We start from the raw sequence: 18,768 nt of genomic DNA on the forward strand, positions 1-18,768 counted from the left end.
TTATTATTTTTTCTTCCATTTTAATATACTTGAAATCGCATAATGATCGGAAAGTGTGATACCATCGCTATTGGAGAAATATTTTTTTTCCACTTTATATTGTGATGGGGAAAACTCAAGATATGTACTATTCCGAAAAAAGATTTTATCTATACTTTCGCAGTTGTCTGTAAGGCTTAGTTTTTCCTTGGGAATGAAAGCGGAATGGGCAACGGGATACGCTCCATTTTTCATTAATGTCGTCCACACGTCCCGCAAGCCTGTTTTTTGTGTAAACCAACTCATGTTGTCCCAAGCAGCACCAAAATGGGCATTGAAATCACCCATCACAATAATGGCGTTTCCGGTAGAGTGGGTATTGATATAATCAGCTAATTGCAGTAGGTTATTCTTCCGTGCTGTAGCTGCAGATTCATCGTCGTGAGCGGTAGCATGGACATTATAGACGTCCACCCTAATCTCCTTTGCGATTTCGATTTGAGTAAAGGAGAACCCTTTAGCAGCGAGACAATCTGACCCGTTACAGTGCCCCCAAGAAATACGCTTCGTTTTCCGGATAGGATATTTCGATAAGGTATTCAGGCCATCGCCATATGGTATCGCTATTTTATGCACAGTCCGATAGCGATGTCTGTTCCCATTTCCATACAGATCTTGATGATAGTGAAAATCTTCTTGTACATTGACGATATCAAAACGGTTAATTTTCTCTGCGATCTCTTTCATACTGGGAGCACGAGAGCTGGTCGCAGACGAAAGAAAATCCGGAAGACCCGCTACATTATACGTCAACAACGATAGCTCTCCTTCATTTAAATATGTCAATAAGTTTTCGTCCTTTCTACTATAAAGTGTGGAATAGGTATTAGATTGGGTGGTTTTGACGAGATAACCGAAAACAATTGGAAAGGTTAGAACAGATGCTATGTTTCGCCATTGCTTTTTTTTATGCCAAACCATATCAAAGATCATGTGCTTATTGTTTTATATATTTCAAAGCTAGCCTATGCGTGTTACGTACTTGTGAAAACCGGATTATCCTTTTGTATCAAAATTGTTTAGAAAAGATAAATAGTCCATTAAATTTCATAAATGATTAATAATCAGTTTCTATTAAGGCAATATAAAGTGCCTATTTTGGTAAAAATAAATGACCAGATTAGATGATAAAAGTCGCTTTTTTTGCAGAGATATTATTTGAAGAATACGATGGTGCTTCCCGCACCATGTTCCAAATCATTAACCGAATAGACCCCAACCATTTTTCTTTCTTGTTTATTTACGGTAAAGGTCCTGAACAGGTGAACGGACATGCTTCTATGCATGTTCCTACTTTAAATACCGGCTTGAATGCCGATTACAGTTTTAGTCTACCTACTTTAGTGAAAGGACAGTTGAACCAGGCGTTGGATGCTTTTCAACCAGACGTTATTCATATCGCGACACCATCTCTCTTAGGCTTTTTTGCTTTACGCTATGCTCACTCACGAAATATTCCGGTAATTACGCTTTATCATACAAATTTTCTTTCTTATATACCGTATTATTTCAGGAAGTTTCCAGTGCTTATCAAACCTATAAAATACTGGATGATCGCGGCTACTCAGCGATTTTACAACCGCTGTGATATAGTCTATGTTCCGTCATGTGCAATGCAAAAGCAACTAGAAAGCTTGGGGGTGGTGAAAGAAAAAATGGTACTCTGGCAACGTGGCATTGATTTAAATCTGTTTAATCCACAAAAGAGAGACTTAGCGTATGTCCAAAATATAACAAGAAATGACAAACCCAATATACTGTTTGTCAGTAGACTCGTATGGGAAAAAAATATACAAACGTTAATTGAGATATATAAGCGACTTCATAACACGAACCTTTCGCATAATTTTATTGTAGTGGGTGATGGGGCGGCAAAGGAAGAAATGCAAAAACAAATGCCCGAGGCGATTTTTATGGGGAAATTGTCTCATAAGGAATTAGCAAAACTATATGCGTCCTGTGATATTTTTGTATTTCCTTCTATCTCTGAAACTTATGGAAATGTTGTGGTAGAGGCTATGGCATCTGGATTGCCTTGTGTTATTGCTGATGGTGGGGGAAGTGCTAATTTGATACGTCACGGACAAACAGGGTATAAATGCCGTCCGAAATCCCCCGGTGATTATCTTATTTATATCCAGTTATTGTTGTCAGACCCGATATTGTATAATTTCGTTAGTCGCACGGCGTTGGCGTACGTACAAGAATTTGATTGGAAAAAATTGACCGATCGTTATTTCAATGAAATTACACAGTTAGGGATGCAATCAAATAACAGTATGGCGTGGACAATGTGCTGATGAAGAAAAAAATACTAAAATTCTTTATATTAGCGTGTATTATCGTTCCGATAACCGTGTTCATCGTACAAGTTGACTTTATAATGGTTTTTCAGGAACTTCAAAAAATTGGTCTTAAATTTATCTTTATCCTCCTGATTACATTTGTTGCCTACTTGCTTGGAACAATAGGTTGGTGGATCTGTTTAGGAGAGGAGCGGAAACGTATTTCTTTATTTAAACTTTTTGAAATCCGTCAGATAGGCGAAATAGTGGGGCTTTATAATCCCTCGAGTATCATAGGTGGAGACGTATTGAAGAGTGAACTATTGAAACCTTATCAGTTCGCTAACCATGTCGCATCAGAATCTGTTGTCATCTCGCGCGTTACCGCCGTATTATCCCAGTTATCGCTTTTGATGCTCTCTCTTTTTTGGTTATTGATTAATGCGAATAATGGAATGCCTGTATTTTGGCGATACGGTTTGTTCGTGGTCGTCGCATTGCTTTTTTGTATGCAAGTTTTATTTTTCTATTTTCTTTATCAAAGGAGGAGAATATCAGCACATAAATTACACTATTCGTTTAATTTGTGGCAGCGGATGGGCAAGATTATTCGGGATTTAGTGTTGCAAACACAACATTTTTTTGATCATCACAAAACTTTATTTTGGTGGTCTTATGTCTTCTTCTTTCTACACTGGTTGGTTGGAAGTATGGAGTTTTATATCATTTTATATTTTATGGGCTATGATATTTTATTAATAGAAAGTGTACTATTAGATATGGGAGTCATCCTAATTAAAAGTGTTGGCGCGTTTATACCAGGACAATTAGGGGTAGAGGAGTTAGGTAATAAAATAGTATTGGCAAGTATAGGGATTCAAGCGGCAACGATTTGGGTGACGGTATCTATATTGCGGCGTACCCGCCAGCTATGTTGGATATTAGTAGGGATAGTGTGTTATATTTTTATTCGAAAGACAGATGCAATCAAAGTTTTCAAACATGGAAATCCTGTTCGTCAGTCATAAATATCCCCCTGCTACGGGAGGAATGGAAAAGCAGAGTTATGAGTTGATTGAGGGAATGCGTACCTATGCTACTGTACGGAAAATCGTATATACAGGAGAAGAAAGCTACTTTCACTTTTTTCGTAAATTGAATGGTCGTATTTTGGCCATGATACACCGATATCCTAAGATTGGTGTTGTACATTTTAACGATGGCCTGATAGCGGCGTTTAGTCTTTGGCATGTCGGTTATAGTCACCTACGTAGGGTGGTTACGCTTCATGGGCTCGATGTGGTTTTCCCACTTAAAATTTATCAACGTTTCATTTTTCCACGATTTAATCGATATGATCGGATTATAGCTGTCAGTAAGGCTACCGCTACCGCTGCGATCGAACGCGGAATACAAGCAAAAAAAGTTTCTGTCATTTTAAACGGTATTGATCATCAATTGATGCCGGAGACGTCTGTAGTGGAATGGAAAAAAATTCAACACAAATATCAGTTGCCGGTCGAAAAGAAAATCTTAATAACACTAGGACGCCCGGTTAAACGAAAGGGATTTTCATGGTTCATCCGTGAGGTGTTACCGCTTTTGCCGGACGATTTTTATTTGATTATGGCTGGGCCATATTTTGGCGAAGTGCAACCAATAGAGAAACGGTTGTCACGGTTCCCGCGTCGCTGGCGCGAGCTCTACATGTTATTTATGGGGTATTCATCAGATCAAGCAGCGTTGCGCGATCTAATAAGCAACCCGGCGTATTCGTCGCGGGTAAAACATGTGGGCAAGCTACCTTCAGCAGAACTTGCAATTCTTTTAAGTCATGCAGAAGCCTTTTTAATGCCAAACATCCGTGTAGAAGGGGATATGGAGGGTTTTGGTCTGGTTTGCTTAGAGGCAAGTGCTTGTGGCACGATGGTTTTGGCAGCCGCATTGGAGGGTATTACCGATGCTATACAACATCTTAAAAACGGGATACAGATAGAGTCCGAGAATGCTAACGCGTGGTCACTAGCTATACAGGAATTACAACAGGATAAGGTTCTGCAGCAGCGTCATGGGTTTCGGACCTATACGTTGACCCATTTCAGCTGGGAAAAAATGGTGAGGGAATATGCCACCCTGTTTAAAGAATTGATTGTATAATAAAAAAGAGACTGTCGTAAAACAGTCTCTTTCATTTATCGTATCAAACAATATTAAACGTTCTCTTGGTTTAAATGTTGTTTGTAGATTGCTTTCTTAATCTGGGTACGACGAGTTACTGATTTTTTCTCATATGCTTGACGAGAACGAAGTTCACGTAATACACCAGTTTTTTCAAATTTCTTCTTGAAACGTTTCAACGCTCTGTCTAAAGATTCTCCTTCTTTTACATTTACGATAATCATGCTTTTTAAATACCTCCTTTCGTGCCCTTTTAGTTTTGTGAGTGCAAAGATAGAAAAATAATATGTAAATTAAAAGGAATTACTAAAGAAATGCCTATAAGGCTAGTTTTTTTACAATTTCTTCTAACGGCTCTTCCTTGCTACATAGCGCGGTATGAAATCCTAGTCTTTCCGCTGTTTCCAAATGTTGTGGGCTATCGTCAATGAACAATGTTTCTGTTGGTAAAATACCCGTATCAGCCACTAGATGCTCAAAAATTTCTTGATTGGGTTTACGTAATCCCATTAAATGCGAATAATAAGTTTTCTCAAAGAACACCGAATTGTCCGGAACACCATATTTTTCCTGAATATGTTGCATGCAATATGCATAATGGATTTCGTTGTTATTACTCAACAAAAATGTACGATATTTTGTTTGCAAATACGTTAATATTTCATGTTTGCCCGGAGGTACACCGACTAGCAAGGCATTCCAGGCATTATCGATTTGCTTGTCTGTCAAATCTAAGCGGTTCGATCGATCTCGAATACTATCTCTAAATACTGCAGCGCTAATTTCTCCTCGATCAAAAGTATCAAATAACGAATCCTGCGCGCGATGCCCAAAAAAATTATCTACATTTTTGATACCCAAGGATATAAAAGCTTCGCGTACACGAGCAAAGTCAATCATAAAAATAACATTACCGTAATCAAGTATAATATTTTTAATTTTTTGCATAGAAAATTTTGTTTTCTCCCCGCAAATATCGATAATTGCATCGTCAAAACAGAACGACAGAGATGTTTTTGACAGGTTTGTTAAAACCTGCGCCTATAGCTCAGTTGGTTAGAGTAGAAGACTCATAATCTTTTGGTCCCTGGTTCGAGCCCAGGTGGGCGCACCCAGCCGGGCAAATCCAAGTTTTCAGGATTTGCCCTTCTTTTTTTACTACCTAACTCTTTGTTTATCAAGTAGGTAAGTTTGAAAACATCCTTCACTTCGGCGGTTCGATCTTTTATCTCCTCAAAAGTGATTTTTTTCGGATATATCGAACCGATAATTCTACGTTTTTTTTCAGAATCTGATTTACAGCACATTACGTGAATCTGTGCCAGCGTTTCGATGGTAGAATCGACAATTGGTTCGATATCCGCCAATTTGGCTACCTTGTTGTCCACTTCCGACAGTTTTGCTTCCAGCACTTTGATCTCATGCTCCGTATAGGTCTTGATCGTTTTGTAATCCGCCGGATCAATATCACCGTTCAGGAGCAGTTCACGCGCTTTGGTCAGCTTGTTGTTCAGATCTGTGATCTGCTTGATATACTGTCTGCGGGAATCCCGACGATACTGTGTAGTATCGCTATACACATCCAATATCACCGCCTTAAAGATCTCCGCCGCCTTTCCTTACCTGCTTTATACCTGCTTTATACCTGCTTCGCCTTTTTACCGTGTTTTTTATGTGATTTTACCGTGTATTTACCGTGTAAACCTCGGTAAATACACGTTGACTACACGGTAACTCCCCGGTACATGGGCGAATAGTATCTGAACAGAGGGTTAAGACTGTACGAAAAGAAAAGGAACCCGGTACTCATGATTTTCCATTCCGGTGAAAGGCACATCCTGTCAGCACCCTGTCAATCCAACGGAAACCTCCTGTCAATACCCTGCCAAGCGTCTTCCAGCGCTTGTTTTGTGCAGGGATTCCGCTGTATGTTTGTTGCCGTAAGCCCCATATACCGGTATGCGAACAGGCGTTACAGATAGTTTAACAATTTAAATTTTTAAGTATGACAACGATTAGAAGAGGAGCACACCAGTCCGCGCGTACGCGCCCTAGGAGAGGAGATGGGAATGTAGACATCGTAATCCCCGATCACTTTTTGGGAGGGAAAGGCCATATGTGGATTTTCTTTTCCGACCGCAAGGCGAAGCGTGTATAAACGCCGTATACCGAACGCTACGTATGGCGGCGTGAAAGGACAGGTAGGGAAATAATCCCTACTTACTCGACTTTTACATTTAATGTAAAAGGACCATTATAAGGATCACCGGCCATTTGATTCTCGCTTATAATTAGTCGATATTTTCCTGTTTGTTCCAAGTCATAAGTCATCTCCATACCGAATGGACCGTCAGCGGTATTATCCGGCATAAAGATTTGTGCAATCCGAACATTGCCATTTGCAGCATCTGGTTTCACGCTCGCTTTGAGTTTCCCAGGCTTTGACACATCAAACGAAAACACAATATGCTTTCCTTTTTCCATCATTCCTTTCTGCTGTGCTGTGCCATTTGACAGTGTCAAGCCTATACTATCTTGAGTAGTGACCAGGGTAGCTGTATCTGATTCTACTGTTGTGACGCCAGCACCCATTGATGTAGTATCTGCAGAAGTATCTTGTTGTTGATTACCAGAATTACAGGCTGTCCAGAGCAGTGCACTTATACTGATAATATATAAAGTCGATTTTAAAAGCATATGCATTTTTTAAAATATATCCAGTTTTAAAAACAAAGATATTTACACATTGTTTGATATCACCAAATTCTACAAATAAGCGTGATGTGTTTATATTTTACTTGTTTATTGTTCCCTCTTTCATTTCTTCTGATGGTTTTAAGATAATATTATCCTCTGAGGAAAGGTTGCCAAATACTTCCGTTAATGTATCCAAACGTATACCTTCCTTTATGGGGGTGCGTTTTATTTCGTTGTCGTTCAGTGTCAATATGTATGTTCCCGACTGTGTATGAAGGACGCTTTTTCCTGGAACCCAGTGAGAGGGTGCCCCACGCTGTAATTTTAGCTTTACCTGCGCATAATCGCCGCCTTGTAATTCACCAGCAGTATTGTTAACATCGAACTCCAGCGTAAGGGAACGATCTTGTTGGTCAAGTAAACCTGATGTACGCGAAAGCACCGCGTCAAATGTTTTTCCGGGCTGGGAGCTCACGGTAAATGTAGCCTGCATTCCCTGTTTTACAGAAGAAGCATGTTTTTCGGGCAGTGGCAGCGTTAAACGCAACTTACTACCTTGTGCCATCATGAACAATGGTGTATTGGTTCCCGTACCTGCTAACGCTCCTACAGAGACATTCTTTTTGGTAATCACGCCGTCAAAAGGAGCCGTGATACGTAAATATTGGCGCAATTGCGAGGAGTGGGCTGTTCCTGCCAGGGAAGCATCGTAAGCAGATTTTGCACTTTCCATAGCTGTTTTTGCCCTGTCTAGTTCGATGTCTGCTACAGCACCCGTCGTTTTGGATGCGTCGACTAACCGTTCATATGCCTGTTTAGCATATAGGTAATCGTTGTACACCTTCTGCTCAATGGATCTGTCGGAAAGATATTGTTGTTCCATTTCGGGCGCTTCTAATACCGCCAAAAGTTGTCCCTTGCGAACGCGGTCACCCCGGTCAACGTATAGCTGTTTTACAAACCCCGTAACCTTGGCATAAACGGCTACCTGTTCGTAAGGTTTCAGTTCTCCGGGAATAGATATTTCATATTCGGGGTTTATGTATTGTACAGAAGCCGTTGGGTAGGTAATAGGTTTTGCCTCCATATGTTGTTCCTGTACTTTTTTCCTGCCGTTTTGGGAACAGGCTGTAAAAACCAATGCCAAGGTCGTTACCAATAGCAATGATGCTATGGATTTTTTATTTTTTAAAATGCTTTGATACATCGTTTTCTATTATTTTAAAGTTTATGATATAGTCTGTCTTCTGGATTGTTCTGCATAATATCTGCTTTGCGTATCATCAGGATCTAGCGATGGACTGACAATTGAAGCCCTCGACATCAAGGATGCGAAAAAATGCGGCACTAACAGCAAAATGGTGATTGTCGAAGCAATGAGCCCTCCGATAACCGCTCTGCCCAGCGGTGCAACCTGTTCGGCTCCGTCCCCTAAACCTATAGCCATGGGTAACATACCGGCAAACATAGCCGCTGCGGTCATCAATACCGGCCTTAACCGGGAGGAAGCCGCAAGTCTCGCGGCATTTGCAGGCCTTAAAGCTACCTGTTTCCGGTAATATTCTGCTTGGTTGACCAAGAGGACGGCGTTCGATACCGACACACCCAGCGACATGATAATCCCCATGTACGATTGAAGATTGAGCGTACTACCGGTGAGGAAAAGCAGGATAAGGCTTCCGGCAATGACGGCAGGTAATACGGAAAGAATAACCAAGGGAACTTTGAAGGACTGGTAATACGCAGACAGCATCAGGAAGATAACAATAATGGCTACACCTAAACCGATCAACAGGCTGTCGAGTGTATCATCCAGCAATTGTAAGGTTCCTTCTGTCCATATCGAAGTTCCGCGGGGCGGTTCACCAGCATCTTGAATAGCTTCCTTGACCGCCCGCGATGCCGTACCCAGATCCTTTCCGTACACATTGGCTACCAAAGTTACATAACGATTAGGGCCTTTGCGGTTTACCTGCGCAGGAGAAGTAACTTTACGTATAGTAGCAATATCTTCCAGCACAGGACGCGGATTTCCTTTTTTCAATGGAAGCGACCGCAATCTTTCTTCGGATGACATGATACCTTCGGGTATCTGCACCTGTGTTTGGAATACCAGTCCCGATCTGGGATCGATCCAAAGGTTTTTATCCGTAAAACGGGTGGATGACGTGGCAGTAACGAGGCTTCGGGTAACATCCTGCATCGTTAATCCAAACTGTCCTGCAAGGTCACGGTCAACGTCAATTTCCAATGTCGGGTAGGCAAGAGCCTCTGCAATGCGGACATCCCGTAAATAAGATATTTCTTTGAGATTTGCTTCAATCTTAGATGCGTGGGCAAAAGCATTGTTTATTTGATTTGCTCCCACTTTTACTTCAATTGGTGTCATGGCTCCTTGACCCATAATTTTTTCGGTCAGTTCCATCGGCTCAAAATTGAATTGGATTTCAGGATGTTTTTCGGCAATCTTTTTCCTAACATCTTCTTTTAGATCTTCCATCGAGCCATTATATACATCCTGATTGACAGATACCTGCAAAACAGCTTCATGCGAGGCACTGGTAAAAAGGAAGATAGGATTGATAGGCGACCCTGCGGGATGCGTACCCACAAATGCTGACGTTAGGTTAATACCACTATCAGGAACCAGCGTCTTTATATCTTCGGTAATCTCCTTCACTATTTTTTCAGTTTTTTCAAGTCGGCTTCCTTGCGGAGCCTGTATCCGTACCTGAAAATCCCCGTTATTGGAAACCGGCATAACGTCTGTTCCCACAACGGTTAGCAACAAGACAACAATTCCTCCGGCAACAAAAATATAGACTATAAAAAGAGGCAGCGATCTTGTTCCCCATTTGCGCATCCTGTAAGAATAGTTTACCCGGAATTTATCAAAGAAAGCCCGTTTTTTCGGCGTATCGGCTTTCTTGTTATGCTTATTTTTCATCATCCAATTTGCCAATATCGGCACAAAGGTCTGCGAGGCTAAAAAGGATGCAATCATGGCAAAAGCAACTGCCATCGACAAGGGCATGAACATGTCTTTCGGAATACCGGTCATGATAAAGACAGGTGTCAGCACGGCAAGGATACAGAGCAATATGAGCAATTTAGGAATGGAAATCTCCAATAATGCATCCATGATGGCTCGTTGTTTTCCCTTGCCCATTTCCATGTGCTGGTGGATGTTCTCTATGGTTACGGTGGCTTCATCGACCAAGATACCGATAGATAAAGCAAGGCCGCTCAACGTCATGATGTTGATCGTCTGTCCGAACAGGTGCAATACGGTAACCGCAGACAGGATGGCAATTGGAATGGTCAATACAACGATGATAGCACCTCGGGTATCCCCTAAAAACAGTAATATCATCAGCCCCGTGAATACCGCCCCTAATAGACCCTCGTGGATAAGTGTCGAAAGTGCCCGTTCAATATAGGTGGACTGGTCGAATTCATAACGAACGTCCACATCCTCGGGCAATTGGTTCTTGAGCATCGGGATGGCATCTTTTAGATTTTTTACGGCATCCAATGTAGAGGCATCTGATTTTTTGATGATGGGCAGGTAAACAGATCGTTTGCCGTTGACAAGTGCATATCCAACGGTCTGGTCAGCACCATCCAACACAGTTGCCACGTCTCTTACATAGATGGTACGGTTGTCACTTGTTTTGACAGGCGTATTTAAAAATTCTTCCGGGTCTTTGGCAATGGAGTTGATCGGCGCCATTAGGTTATTGTCACCGATGCGGATATTTCCGGCAGGTGACGGAAGACTGTTCTTCGTCATGGCTATAGTCACTTCTTCCGGGCTTAGCCCATTTGCCTGCAATGCTTCGGGATCAAGATTGACCACAATGGAACGAATATTACCGCCAAAAGGCGCAGGGGAAGTGATGCCGGGTATTTCCACGAACATTGGTCTGACCCTTGTAATTGCGAGGGTCTGCAGTTCATTGACTGAACGTTGTTCGCTCTCGAATACAAGTTGCCCCACCGGAAGGGAGCTGCCGTCAAAACGGACGACCATAGGGGGTACGGCACCGGGAGGTAGAAAACCCATCGCTCTGGAAACGGTGGTAGATACCTCTCCCGCAACCTGTGCCATATCGGTTCCGGGATAAAAAGTTAACTTCATCAAGGTCAAACCCTGTACACTCTTGAAGTCTATATTCTTTACCCCACTTACAAACAACAGTACCTTTTGGAACTCGTTGGCCATAAATCCGTCCATATATGCAGGAGATAGTCCCCCATAGGGCATAGCGATATATATTGCCGGTAGTTCTACTTCGGGAAAAATATCGACGTTTATTTTTTTAATCGTGTTATAGGAAAAGAAAGCTATCGTCAGTACCACGACCATAATGGCAATCGGCTTTCTTAACGCAAATCTTATCAGGTTCATGCGCAATAATTAAAGATTGTTAAACAGAAAATCGAAATCAGCAGTCAGCTCCGCTTCGTAAGCAAGCAGCATCCAGTAGTCACGTGACGCCTCTATGTTGGCATTCTCTGCCTGTTCCAGCAAGGTGCGTATCTGCAACAGCTCACTCAAAGCAATAAGACCACTTTTATACCTTGCCAGATACATATCATAGGCATCCTGCGATTGCTTTACGGCAAGCCCCGTTTTCCCGAGCTGTTTGTATTGCTGATGAATTTTTGCCTGTGATGCAGAAAGGTCTGCCTGCATAGCTAGCTCATATTGTGTGTGAAGTTGTTTTGAACTTTCGGCGTCTTTGAACAGTTTTTTGCCCTTCAGCCGATCGGTATATAAGCTGCTGATGTTCCAGGTAATACCCAAACCCACTAGAAAATTATTAGTGGTATTCTTAAATCCATCTTTCCATGCGCCGGACACTGTCCTGTTGGAGGCGATACCGGTTCCACGATAGGCGTAACCTCCTAACAATCGTAGGAATGGTAGGGCAGACCGTTTTTGTGCTTCGCCACGACGCGTATAATATGCAGACTGCTTATCTAATGCATCTAATATAGGGTGGGTGGGGTTTATGTTATTTGGTCTCTTCACGAGATTTTGTGTGAGCGTATGGAAACGATTGGATGATGAGGTATAATCAATATCGTCCTTGCCATAAAGTTCTGACAATTTAACGAATGCCGCACGTGTAAGTCCATACCATTTATCATGTTCGCCAATGGCCTGTACATACGATGATGAGGCAAGCAGGCTGTCTGCCGCAGGTCTTAATCCGGCAGCGGAAAGACCGGACGTCATGTTTCGTATGCTGTCGAGGCGTTCTGCATTCTTGGCTGTCCAGTTCAGTTTGGCATCATTATACAATAGGGTAATATATCGTTCAGACAATATTTTTTTAAGACTGAGCAGATAAGCATCCTTTTCGCTCACCGTTTTATCAAATAGTGTCCGGGCAGCTTCATTTTCCTTGCGAAGCCTTCCAAAGGAAAACAATTCCCATTCCACGGTCGTAGAACCGAAACTGTTGGCTGTCGTTGAGCTGCCTCCTAACGCCGGTGTTGTACCGCTCACGTTAAAGAAACCAGGTTGAGGAAAAAATGCACCGGCACTACCTTCATACGTGCCATATGTATTTTGTACTTGTGCTTTTACTTGGGGGAGCATATCATTCTTTACTGCCCGCTCATGGAGTTTTGCCGCGTCAACCGCCGACGTCTTTGCATCCACACCCGGATAATTCTTCTCCACTTCGGGCCATAGACTACCCAATGTATTATCTGTTTGTTGCGCATATAAGGGCGGCGCAACTACAGTGGCGACGCATAGTGCTATGCTTCCCATTATCTGTTTTAACATATTCAATGAAATTTCGAGAAGACCGTCAGATAGGTATTATATCAGACAGCTTCGTATCGTCTTAAATAAAAGCAATAGAAATGGTATCTATTGATACATGATATCAATAGAAAAAAGAAAAGTAGAGAGGAATGTTATATAATAAGTTTCCGAAATTGGAGGAAAATAGGTAATCTACCCGGGATTTTAAGGTTACTGTAGCGGGGGTGTGTTTGCACATAAATATGCTTGTAACCGAATAAGAAAATAAAAGTTACCGCGAGAAGTGCAGTGGGCAACAGATCACTTATGTTGGTAGACGTTAGCTGGGAAATTTTGGCGTCTGTTACCTGAACATTAGCGCATTTTTCCATTCCATTCACAACGAGCGAATTGTTCTTTTTAGCTGGCTGCTGTTCCGTGTTGATCGGAGTGCCCGCTAAACTTTTGATACTGCTTTTTACTGGACAGGAGGTAAGCAGCACAAAAACAACCGAAGCGAATACTGCGAGGTATTTTCCGTACTTTTTTGTGATATTTAACATAATCCTATCCATAAACATTCGAAAGTAGCGATAATTTCCGTTAGACACAAAAAATCACTTTCTTTCCTGGTAATTCTCACGGCTTTTTTACAATGTCGGTATCTTAAATTATAGTACCGGAAAAAACCGTATATTTGTCAAACTTTAAATAATAAATAAGCATCATATGTAAAATATAATTTCTTTCAGACGTTCAGAAGACAACGAGACCCATTAAGGTTTTGGTTGATTCATTAATCACTAAAAGGAAGAAATTATGCTTATTATCCAAAATTTATCATATACACATCCTAACAAGGAATTGTTGTTCAGCAACATCAATCTTACCGTTAATCCAAATGAAAAAATCGCATTGATTGGAAATAACGGCGTAGGAAAATCTACTTTGTTGAAAATTATTGCGGGAATGTTAGAACCATCGGTAGGTATATTGCAGATAGAAAACAAACCGTACTATATCCCACAGATATTTGGGCAATATAATCATTTAACAGTTGCCGAGGCTTTGGGAATTGACAAAAAACTGCACGCGCTTCATGAAATTTTAAACGGAAATGTCTCCGAAGAAAATTACGATTTGCTTAACGATGATTGGACAATCGAAGAGCGTTGCAAGGAAGCGCTATGTCATTGGCAATTAAACGATCTGGACTTGTCCCAAAAGATGGAAACATTGAGTGGAGGACAGAAAACAAAAGTTTTTTTGGCAGGAATTGCCATTCATCAGCCTGAATTAATTTTGTTCGATGAGCCAAGCAACCATTTGGATATTGTAGGTAGACAGCTTTTGTATAATCTTATTCAAAACACAAAACAAACACTTATTATTGTTAGCCATGACCGAAAATTATTGAACCTATTAAATAAGGTTTGTGAACTGAATGAAAACGGAATTACTGTTTACGGAGGGAACTATGATTTTTACGTCGAGCAGAAACAAATGAAAACCAATGCGATTGCATTAGATATCAACGCGAAGGAAAAAGCATTGAAAAAGGCGAAGGAAAAAGAACGCGAAACGATTGATCGACAACAAAAGTTGGACATCAGGGCGAAGAAGAACGTAGGTAAAGCGGGACTTCCCAAAATAGTTGCCAATACCTGGAAAAATAGTGCAGAGCGAAGTACGGCCAAAATTGCAGGTGTACACACAGAAAAAATTGGAAATATCAAACAGGAGCTTCAGGAGCTACGCTCTTCCTTGTCGGAAACCGATCAAATGAAATTTGGGTTTGACGATTCGAAGCTATATAGGGGCAAAAATCTGTTTATTGCAAACAACATTAACTTTTACTACAAAAACGACGAATATCTTTGGATTGAAAATATTAATCTGCAAATCGTCAGTGGAGAGCGGATTGCCGTAAAAGGCACTAACGGCTCAGGAAAAACGACATTAATTCAATTGATTTTGGGCAATTTAAAACCGCAATTCGGTAGAATTTATCACACTGAAAACAAATCGGTTTATATTGATCAAGATTATTCCTTAATAAATAACAGTCTAAGTATATATGAACAGGCACAAAGGTTCAACCTGACTGCATTGCAGGAACATGAAATTAAAATTAGATTAAGCCGTTTCCTGTTCACTAAAGACGACTGGAATAAGTCCTGTAGTGTTTTAAGTGGAGGAGAAAGAATGCGTTTACTATTGTGCTGTTTAAGTATAGGAAATCAGTCGCCAGACATCATTGTTTTGGACGAACCTACCAACAATCTTGATATTCAAAACATCGAAATATTGACGAGCGCCATCAACGATTATCGTGGTACATTACTTGTAATTTCCCATGATGACACATTTTTGGAACAAATAAATATACAACGTGTAATAACACTTTAAAATTATGTTATTCTAATTCAACGTTCCCATACTGTCCACATCTACGTCATGCTGAGCAAGAAGACCACGGTCGGGCATATCACGTACAATTTTTGTACTTGCTATATATTCCGGATTATCCGCGTAGATATAAAGAAGTGTACCGTTTTTTATCGTATTGATGATCGGCTTATTTACCTCGCGAGGTAGAGCCGGACAACCATAACTCCGTCCTAATCGCCCGGTAGATTTAATAAACGATTCGCTGCAATAATCTGCACCGTGAATCACGACGGCTCTTGCTTTTGCTTGATCGTTAATACCTTTTTCAAGTCCGTTAAGCACTAAAGAATAACCGTTTCCACCTTGATAAGTATTGGCAGTTTCATAAAATCCCAACGAACTCTGGTAGGAACCATGTCTATTGGAGAAAGAACGAGCATATTTGTCACCAGAATTACGTCCGTGCGATACAATCGTATGGTATAAAACCTTTTTGTTTTTCATATCCAATACAACCATCCTTTTTTCGGTTGATGGCAACGTGAAATCAATGACGGTTAGGATATGATCATGTCTGGGTTGTAGCGTTTGATATCCTTGCATGGCCTGCTCAAAAGCTTCATATTTTAATACAGACGCCAAATTCATCTTGCGGTAAAGGAGCTTGGTATGGTCAATCTTTGGAAGAGGTTCTTTTTCCGTTACAGTTTCAACTGCTTTTTCTTTTGGGAGATGTTCTACTAGCCTAGTCGGTATATAACTCACTAAAAACGACGTCAACAGCACTAATATTAAACTACGCATAGGCAAAAAAAATTAAATTCAATTGCAAAGGTAGCATTAATTTGATTTTCAAAGTGTTAAATTAATGTAAAGATCATTCGATGACGATAACTAGGGCGTTAAATGTCTTCGCCCAATCATATACAAATTTGGCATGTGATGACGCGTTGCGTACACACATATGTGATCGCGGTGTCGTTCCTAATGACCAGCTATGTTCGATGATAGACGCATTCACACTTTGTGTTGGTATTCCATGTATATAGGCACCGTTTGTGAAACGGCTGGCATATGGGGCATAACCGTGTATGGTGTTGGTTCCGTCTTTTAGATAAAACATTTTAGCTTTCTTTTCCTGTACCACAAATATACCTAGTGGCGTTTCATGCGCATAAGGAGGTTTGTGCACACCGGAAGTCGCGGGGTTCATGCTTCGGATTGCCCATTCACAGTCACCGGTGCGTTCGGCGGTAAGGATGTTTTGATTGTTCACATCGACAAACGCAATATGGTGGAACGTTACGGTGTCACCGATAGCTTTCACATATCGCTTAGGAGTCTCCCAAGTTCCCTCGAAAGAAACACCTTCTAGTTTTACCATATCCAGTGTATCGCTCGTTAGTAATTTTGCGAGAGCACCATCTCGCCCGTACATCGTCGGAGCCTCTGTTTCGCCAACGACGTAAAGGGGAGCGGCTTGATAGCGTTCTGTACCTAGCGAATCAGAAATAAGCTTATATTCATTTCGGTGGTAGTTTTTTACCAATGGCGCTTCCCGGTTTTTATTTTTCCGATTCTGTAACACAGCATAAGAAGCCGGTGTTCGCTGAAAATTTTCTACAAATGCAAGCTTTTCTTTGATTTTATCCAGTTGAAAATGTCGGGTGGTATCGTTATAAGGATAAGTTTCTTCCAACGTGTGCTTATCGTATGTCAATTCTTTGGAGAGCTTGATGTCATCCGCTGTTCTTGGTCTTTTCTTTGCGTCCTCTTCGGCTTTCCGGACCATCTCCAATGAATCCGCTTTTCGTTGTTCCGCAGGATCAACTGTTTCCGTCTGCTGGTTTTGATTACACGACCATGTTGCCGCGCCGATGATTAAAAGTGATAACGTAAAATATACTCTCATGTATCGAGTTAACAGTTTGCTGATAAGTGATTGCCGTAAAGATATATAAAATGTTGTTTACTTTTACTTTGTTCAACGATATACATAAATTGTACGGACAATCTTTTATCTTCGTATATAGGGAAGATAATGTAAGAATGAAATGGTTTATCTTTATAGCAACGGTATGTTTCTCTTGTGTGGCGAAATCACAAGGGATATTCCAGATTCGTGATGATAAACCGGTGTCTTTTAAATTTGAATTAGTAAACAATGTTGTGTTGGTCCCGCTAACAATAAACGGTATGCCGTTTTCCTTTTTGCTTGATACAGGTGTGAAAGAAACGATCTTATTTGTAAATGCGGAAGACTCGCTTTACCTGAATAACCAAAACAAGATGAAGTTCCGTGGTATCGGTATCGAAGAGGGAGTTGATGGGATTCTTTCGACCGATAACGTGGTTGAGGTTGGGGATGTAGCTGTAGATTCACTTCATTGGCTGTATGTCATACAAGGTACTGAACTGGATATTTCCAGTGATATTGGTGTGGCCATCAACGGCATTCTTGGCTCTAAATTTTTCAATAGCTTTGCTGTAAATGTCGACTATCAAAAACAACGTATTACGCTATTTCCTCCTGGTTACAATTATGAAAAATCCATTCGAAAATATAAATATATTCCGTTAACGTTAGAAAATGAAAGACCGTATATAACAGCGAATATGTTGGTCGATACCACATGGACTGGAGGAAAGATGTTGGTGGATATGGGTAATACAGCGCCGCTGATGTTGTTTTCCTTTTTATTATCTGATTTCCATATCAAAGAACCCTATGTCGAAGAATATATTGGTCGTGGTTTTAACGGCGCGGTCTACGGAAAACGCAACCGTATCAGAAAAGTAGCGCTGGAAGATTTTGTTTTAGATTATCCCATTGTCGCTTATCCTGATTCGAATGCCTTATTTATGAGCAAACTGGCAGAAAACAGAATCGGTTCGGTTGGAAATCAAGTACTGCAACGATTTCATTTGTTGATAGACTATAGAAACGATGCCTTATATCTTCGTAAAAATAAGAAGTTTGCCAAACCATTTTTGCTCAATATGGCCGGAATCGAAGTGCGGCACGATGGCATGATCTGGAGGAAAGAGTGGGTGAAAACAGCGCCGCAAAAAAAGCAGGAGCATCAAATGAAACCGGATCAGGGGATTACTATTAATCTTGCTAATGATGCGTTTCAATATACTTTTGTACTACAACCTACCTATCGTATCGCCGGGGTACGGAAAAATTCACCAGCAGCAGAGGCGGGTATTCAGTCGGGTGATATGTTGCTGAAAGTCAATGGAAAATCAGTTGGTATATTAACATTGCCTAAAATTATGACGGCATTGCAGTCGCGTCCAGGAGAGACTATCAGGCTCACTTTGCAACGAGGTGATGAACAATATGATACGCGGTTCCTGCTTGTTGATCCTATTCCTTTTTAAATTGGCTACTTTTATATTTTTTTTATC

17 protein-coding genes and 1 tRNA gene are annotated in these 18,768 nt (G+C 41.0%); 8 read left to right on the plus strand and 10 right to left on the minus strand.

Annotated elements, in window-relative coordinates; translation table 11 throughout:
- Positions 1-3 precede the first annotated feature (3 nt).
- Positions 4-972 (minus strand): endonuclease/exonuclease/phosphatase family protein, encoded by a 969-nt coding sequence (locus tag FXV77_RS17810; protein ID WP_148920592.1) that lies wholly within the window; start codon positions 970-972, stop codon positions 4-6.
- Between the two features lie 191 nt (positions 973-1,163).
- On the opposite strand from FXV77_RS17810, the gene FXV77_RS17815 reads away from it, so the two are divergent.
- Genes FXV77_RS17815 through FXV77_RS17825 form a run of 3 tightly spaced genes read left to right on the plus strand, consistent with a single transcriptional unit; the run spans position 1,164 to position 4,481 of the window.
- A complete protein-coding gene (locus tag FXV77_RS17815) occupies positions 1,164-2,339 on the plus strand; it encodes a glycosyltransferase family 4 protein (protein WP_148920593.1) in 1,176 nt (391 codons plus the stop codon).
- Positions 2,339-3,352 (plus strand): lysylphosphatidylglycerol synthase transmembrane domain-containing protein, encoded by a 1,014-nt coding sequence (locus tag FXV77_RS17820; protein ID WP_148920594.1) that lies wholly within the window; start codon positions 2,339-2,341, stop codon positions 3,350-3,352. Before FXV77_RS17815 ends, FXV77_RS17820 begins: the two co-directional genes overlap by 1 nt.
- Complete coding sequence (locus tag FXV77_RS17825) at positions 3,327-4,481, plus strand: glycosyltransferase family 4 protein (RefSeq protein ID WP_148920595.1); 1,155 nt, start codon at positions 3,327-3,329, stop codon at positions 4,479-4,481. The genes FXV77_RS17820 and FXV77_RS17825 overlap by 26 nt, the downstream gene beginning before the upstream one ends.
- A 53-nt stretch (positions 4,482-4,534) precedes the next feature.
- On the opposite strand, the gene rpsU is transcribed toward FXV77_RS17825, so the two are convergent.
- Together rpsU and FXV77_RS17835 are read right to left on the minus strand one after the other, a co-directional pair.
- Positions 4,535-4,726: a 30S ribosomal protein S21 gene (gene rpsU, locus FXV77_RS17830; protein ID WP_130140044.1), complete on the minus strand. Its 192-nt coding sequence runs from the start codon at positions 4,724-4,726 to the stop codon at positions 4,535-4,537.
- Positions 4,727-4,820: 94 nt separating this feature from the next.
- Complete coding sequence (locus tag FXV77_RS17835; protein ID WP_148920596.1) at positions 4,821-5,450, minus strand: HAD family hydrolase; 630 nt, start codon at positions 5,448-5,450, stop codon at positions 4,821-4,823.
- A gap of 89 nt (positions 5,451-5,539) precedes the next feature.
- Here FXV77_RS17835 and FXV77_RS17840 point away from each other — a divergent pair.
- The 3 genes from FXV77_RS17840 to FXV77_RS22205 all read left to right on the plus strand — a co-directional run bounded on the left by FXV77_RS17840 (position 5,540) and on the right by FXV77_RS22205 (position 6,660).
- Positions 5,540-5,613 (plus strand) — tRNA-Ile (locus tag FXV77_RS17840).
- A gap of 199 nt (positions 5,614-5,812) precedes the next feature.
- Positions 5,813-6,214 carry a hypothetical protein gene (locus tag FXV77_RS17845; RefSeq protein WP_148920597.1) on the plus strand — a complete coding sequence of 134 codons (402 nt, stop codon included), beginning with the start codon at positions 5,813-5,815 and terminating at the stop codon, positions 6,212-6,214.
- 293 nt (positions 6,215-6,507) lie between these two features.
- Positions 6,508-6,660: a hypothetical protein gene (locus FXV77_RS22205; RefSeq protein ID WP_187444177.1), complete on the plus strand. Its 153-nt coding sequence runs from the start codon at positions 6,508-6,510 to the stop codon at positions 6,658-6,660.
- Between the two features lie 62 nt (positions 6,661-6,722).
- Here FXV77_RS22205 and FXV77_RS17850 read toward each other — a convergent pair whose 3' ends face one another.
- The 5 genes from FXV77_RS17850 to FXV77_RS17870 form a co-directional block, all read right to left on the minus strand.
- A complete protein-coding gene (locus tag FXV77_RS17850) occupies positions 6,723-7,205 on the minus strand; it encodes a hypothetical protein (protein ID WP_148920598.1) in 483 nt (160 codons plus the stop codon).
- A gap of 91 nt (positions 7,206-7,296) precedes the next feature.
- Entirely contained in the window at positions 7,297-8,406 is a 1,110-nt protein-coding gene (locus FXV77_RS17855) for an efflux RND transporter periplasmic adaptor subunit (RefSeq protein WP_148920599.1), read from the minus strand.
- 21 nt (positions 8,407-8,427) lie between these two features.
- Positions 8,428-11,610 (minus strand): efflux RND transporter permease subunit, encoded by a 3,183-nt coding sequence (locus tag FXV77_RS17860; protein WP_148920600.1) that lies wholly within the window; start codon positions 11,608-11,610, stop codon positions 8,428-8,430.
- A gap of 9 nt (positions 11,611-11,619) precedes the next feature.
- Positions 11,620-13,002, minus strand: a complete 1,383-nt coding sequence (locus FXV77_RS17865) for a TolC family protein (protein WP_148920601.1) — start codon at positions 13,000-13,002, stop codon at positions 11,620-11,622.
- A 134-nt stretch (positions 13,003-13,136) separates the two neighbouring features.
- Positions 13,137-13,526: a hypothetical protein gene (locus FXV77_RS17870; protein ID WP_148920602.1), complete on the minus strand. Its 390-nt coding sequence runs from the start codon at positions 13,524-13,526 to the stop codon at positions 13,137-13,139.
- Between the two features lie 256 nt (positions 13,527-13,782).
- Between FXV77_RS17870 and FXV77_RS17875 the strand changes: the two genes are divergently transcribed.
- The gene (locus tag FXV77_RS17875) at positions 13,783-15,372 is read left to right on the plus strand and encodes an ABC-F family ATP-binding cassette domain-containing protein (protein WP_148920603.1); all 1,590 of its coding nucleotides are present in this window, start codon (positions 13,783-13,785) and stop codon (positions 15,370-15,372) included.
- 12 nt (positions 15,373-15,384) lie between these two features.
- Here FXV77_RS17875 and FXV77_RS17880 read toward each other — a convergent pair whose 3' ends face one another.
- Together FXV77_RS17880 and FXV77_RS17885 are read right to left on the minus strand one after the other, a co-directional pair.
- The gene (locus FXV77_RS17880; RefSeq protein WP_187444178.1) at positions 15,385-16,158 is read right to left on the minus strand and encodes a murein L,D-transpeptidase catalytic domain family protein; all 774 of its coding nucleotides are present in this window, start codon (positions 16,156-16,158) and stop codon (positions 15,385-15,387) included.
- 73 nt (positions 16,159-16,231) lie between these two features.
- A complete protein-coding gene (locus tag FXV77_RS17885; RefSeq protein ID WP_148920604.1) occupies positions 16,232-17,266 on the minus strand; it encodes a L,D-transpeptidase in 1,035 nt (344 codons plus the stop codon).
- A 137-nt stretch (positions 17,267-17,403) separates the two neighbouring features.
- Between FXV77_RS17885 and FXV77_RS17890 the strand changes: the two genes are divergently transcribed.
- Positions 17,404-18,741, plus strand: a complete 1,338-nt coding sequence (locus FXV77_RS17890; RefSeq protein ID WP_187444179.1) for a PDZ domain-containing protein — start codon at positions 17,404-17,406, stop codon at positions 18,739-18,741.
- Positions 18,742-18,768 lie beyond the last annotated feature (27 nt).

The organism is Sphingobacterium phlebotomi (assembly GCF_008180195.1).
Taxonomy (GTDB): domain Bacteria; phylum Bacteroidota; class Bacteroidia; order Sphingobacteriales; family Sphingobacteriaceae; genus Sphingobacterium; species Sphingobacterium phlebotomi.

Bases quoted from the DNA above. Each gene is read 5' to 3' on its own strand.
- FXV77_RS17810 (WP_148920592.1), bottom strand. From the start codon at position 972: ATGATCTTTGATATGGTTTGGCATAAAAAAAAGCAATGGCGAAACATA.
- FXV77_RS17815 (WP_148920593.1), top strand. From the start codon at position 1,164: ATGATAAAAGTCGCTTTTTTTGCAGAGATATTATTTGAAGAATACGAT.
- FXV77_RS17820 (WP_148920594.1), top strand. From the start codon at position 2,339: ATGAAGAAAAAAATACTAAAATTCTTTATATTAGCGTGTATTATCGTT.
- FXV77_RS17825 (WP_148920595.1), top strand. From the start codon at position 3,327: ATGGAAATCCTGTTCGTCAGTCATAAATATCCCCCTGCTACGGGAGGA.
- rpsU (WP_130140044.1), bottom strand. From the start codon at position 4,726: ATGATTATCGTAAATGTAAAAGAAGGAGAATCTTTAGACAGAGCGTTG.
- FXV77_RS17835 (WP_148920596.1), bottom strand. From the start codon at position 5,450: ATGCAAAAAATTAAAAATATTATACTTGATTACGGTAATGTTATTTTT.
- FXV77_RS22205 (WP_187444177.1), top strand. From the start codon at position 6,508: ATGACAACGATTAGAAGAGGAGCACACCAGTCCGCGCGTACGCGCCCT.
- FXV77_RS17850 (WP_148920598.1), bottom strand. From the start codon at position 7,205: ATGCATATGCTTTTAAAATCGACTTTATATATTATCAGTATAAGTGCA.
- FXV77_RS17855 (WP_148920599.1), bottom strand. From the start codon at position 8,406: ATGTATCAAAGCATTTTAAAAAATAAAAAATCCATAGCATCATTGCTA.
- FXV77_RS17860 (WP_148920600.1), bottom strand. From the start codon at position 11,610: ATGAACCTGATAAGATTTGCGTTAAGAAAGCCGATTGCCATTATGGTC.
- FXV77_RS17865 (WP_148920601.1), bottom strand. From the start codon at position 13,002: ATGTTAAAACAGATAATGGGAAGCATAGCACTATGCGTCGCCACTGTA.
- FXV77_RS17870 (WP_148920602.1), bottom strand. From the start codon at position 13,526: ATGTTAAATATCACAAAAAAGTACGGAAAATACCTCGCAGTATTCGCT.
- FXV77_RS17875 (WP_148920603.1), top strand. From the start codon at position 13,783: ATGCTTATTATCCAAAATTTATCATATACACATCCTAACAAGGAATTG.
- FXV77_RS17880 (WP_187444178.1), bottom strand. From the start codon at position 16,158: ATGCGTAGTTTAATATTAGTGCTGTTGACGTCGTTTTTAGTGAGTTAT.
- FXV77_RS17885 (WP_148920604.1), bottom strand. From the start codon at position 17,266: ATGAGAGTATATTTTACGTTATCACTTTTAATCATCGGCGCGGCAACA.
- FXV77_RS17890 (WP_187444179.1), top strand. From the start codon at position 17,404: ATGAAATGGTTTATCTTTATAGCAACGGTATGTTTCTCTTGTGTGGCG.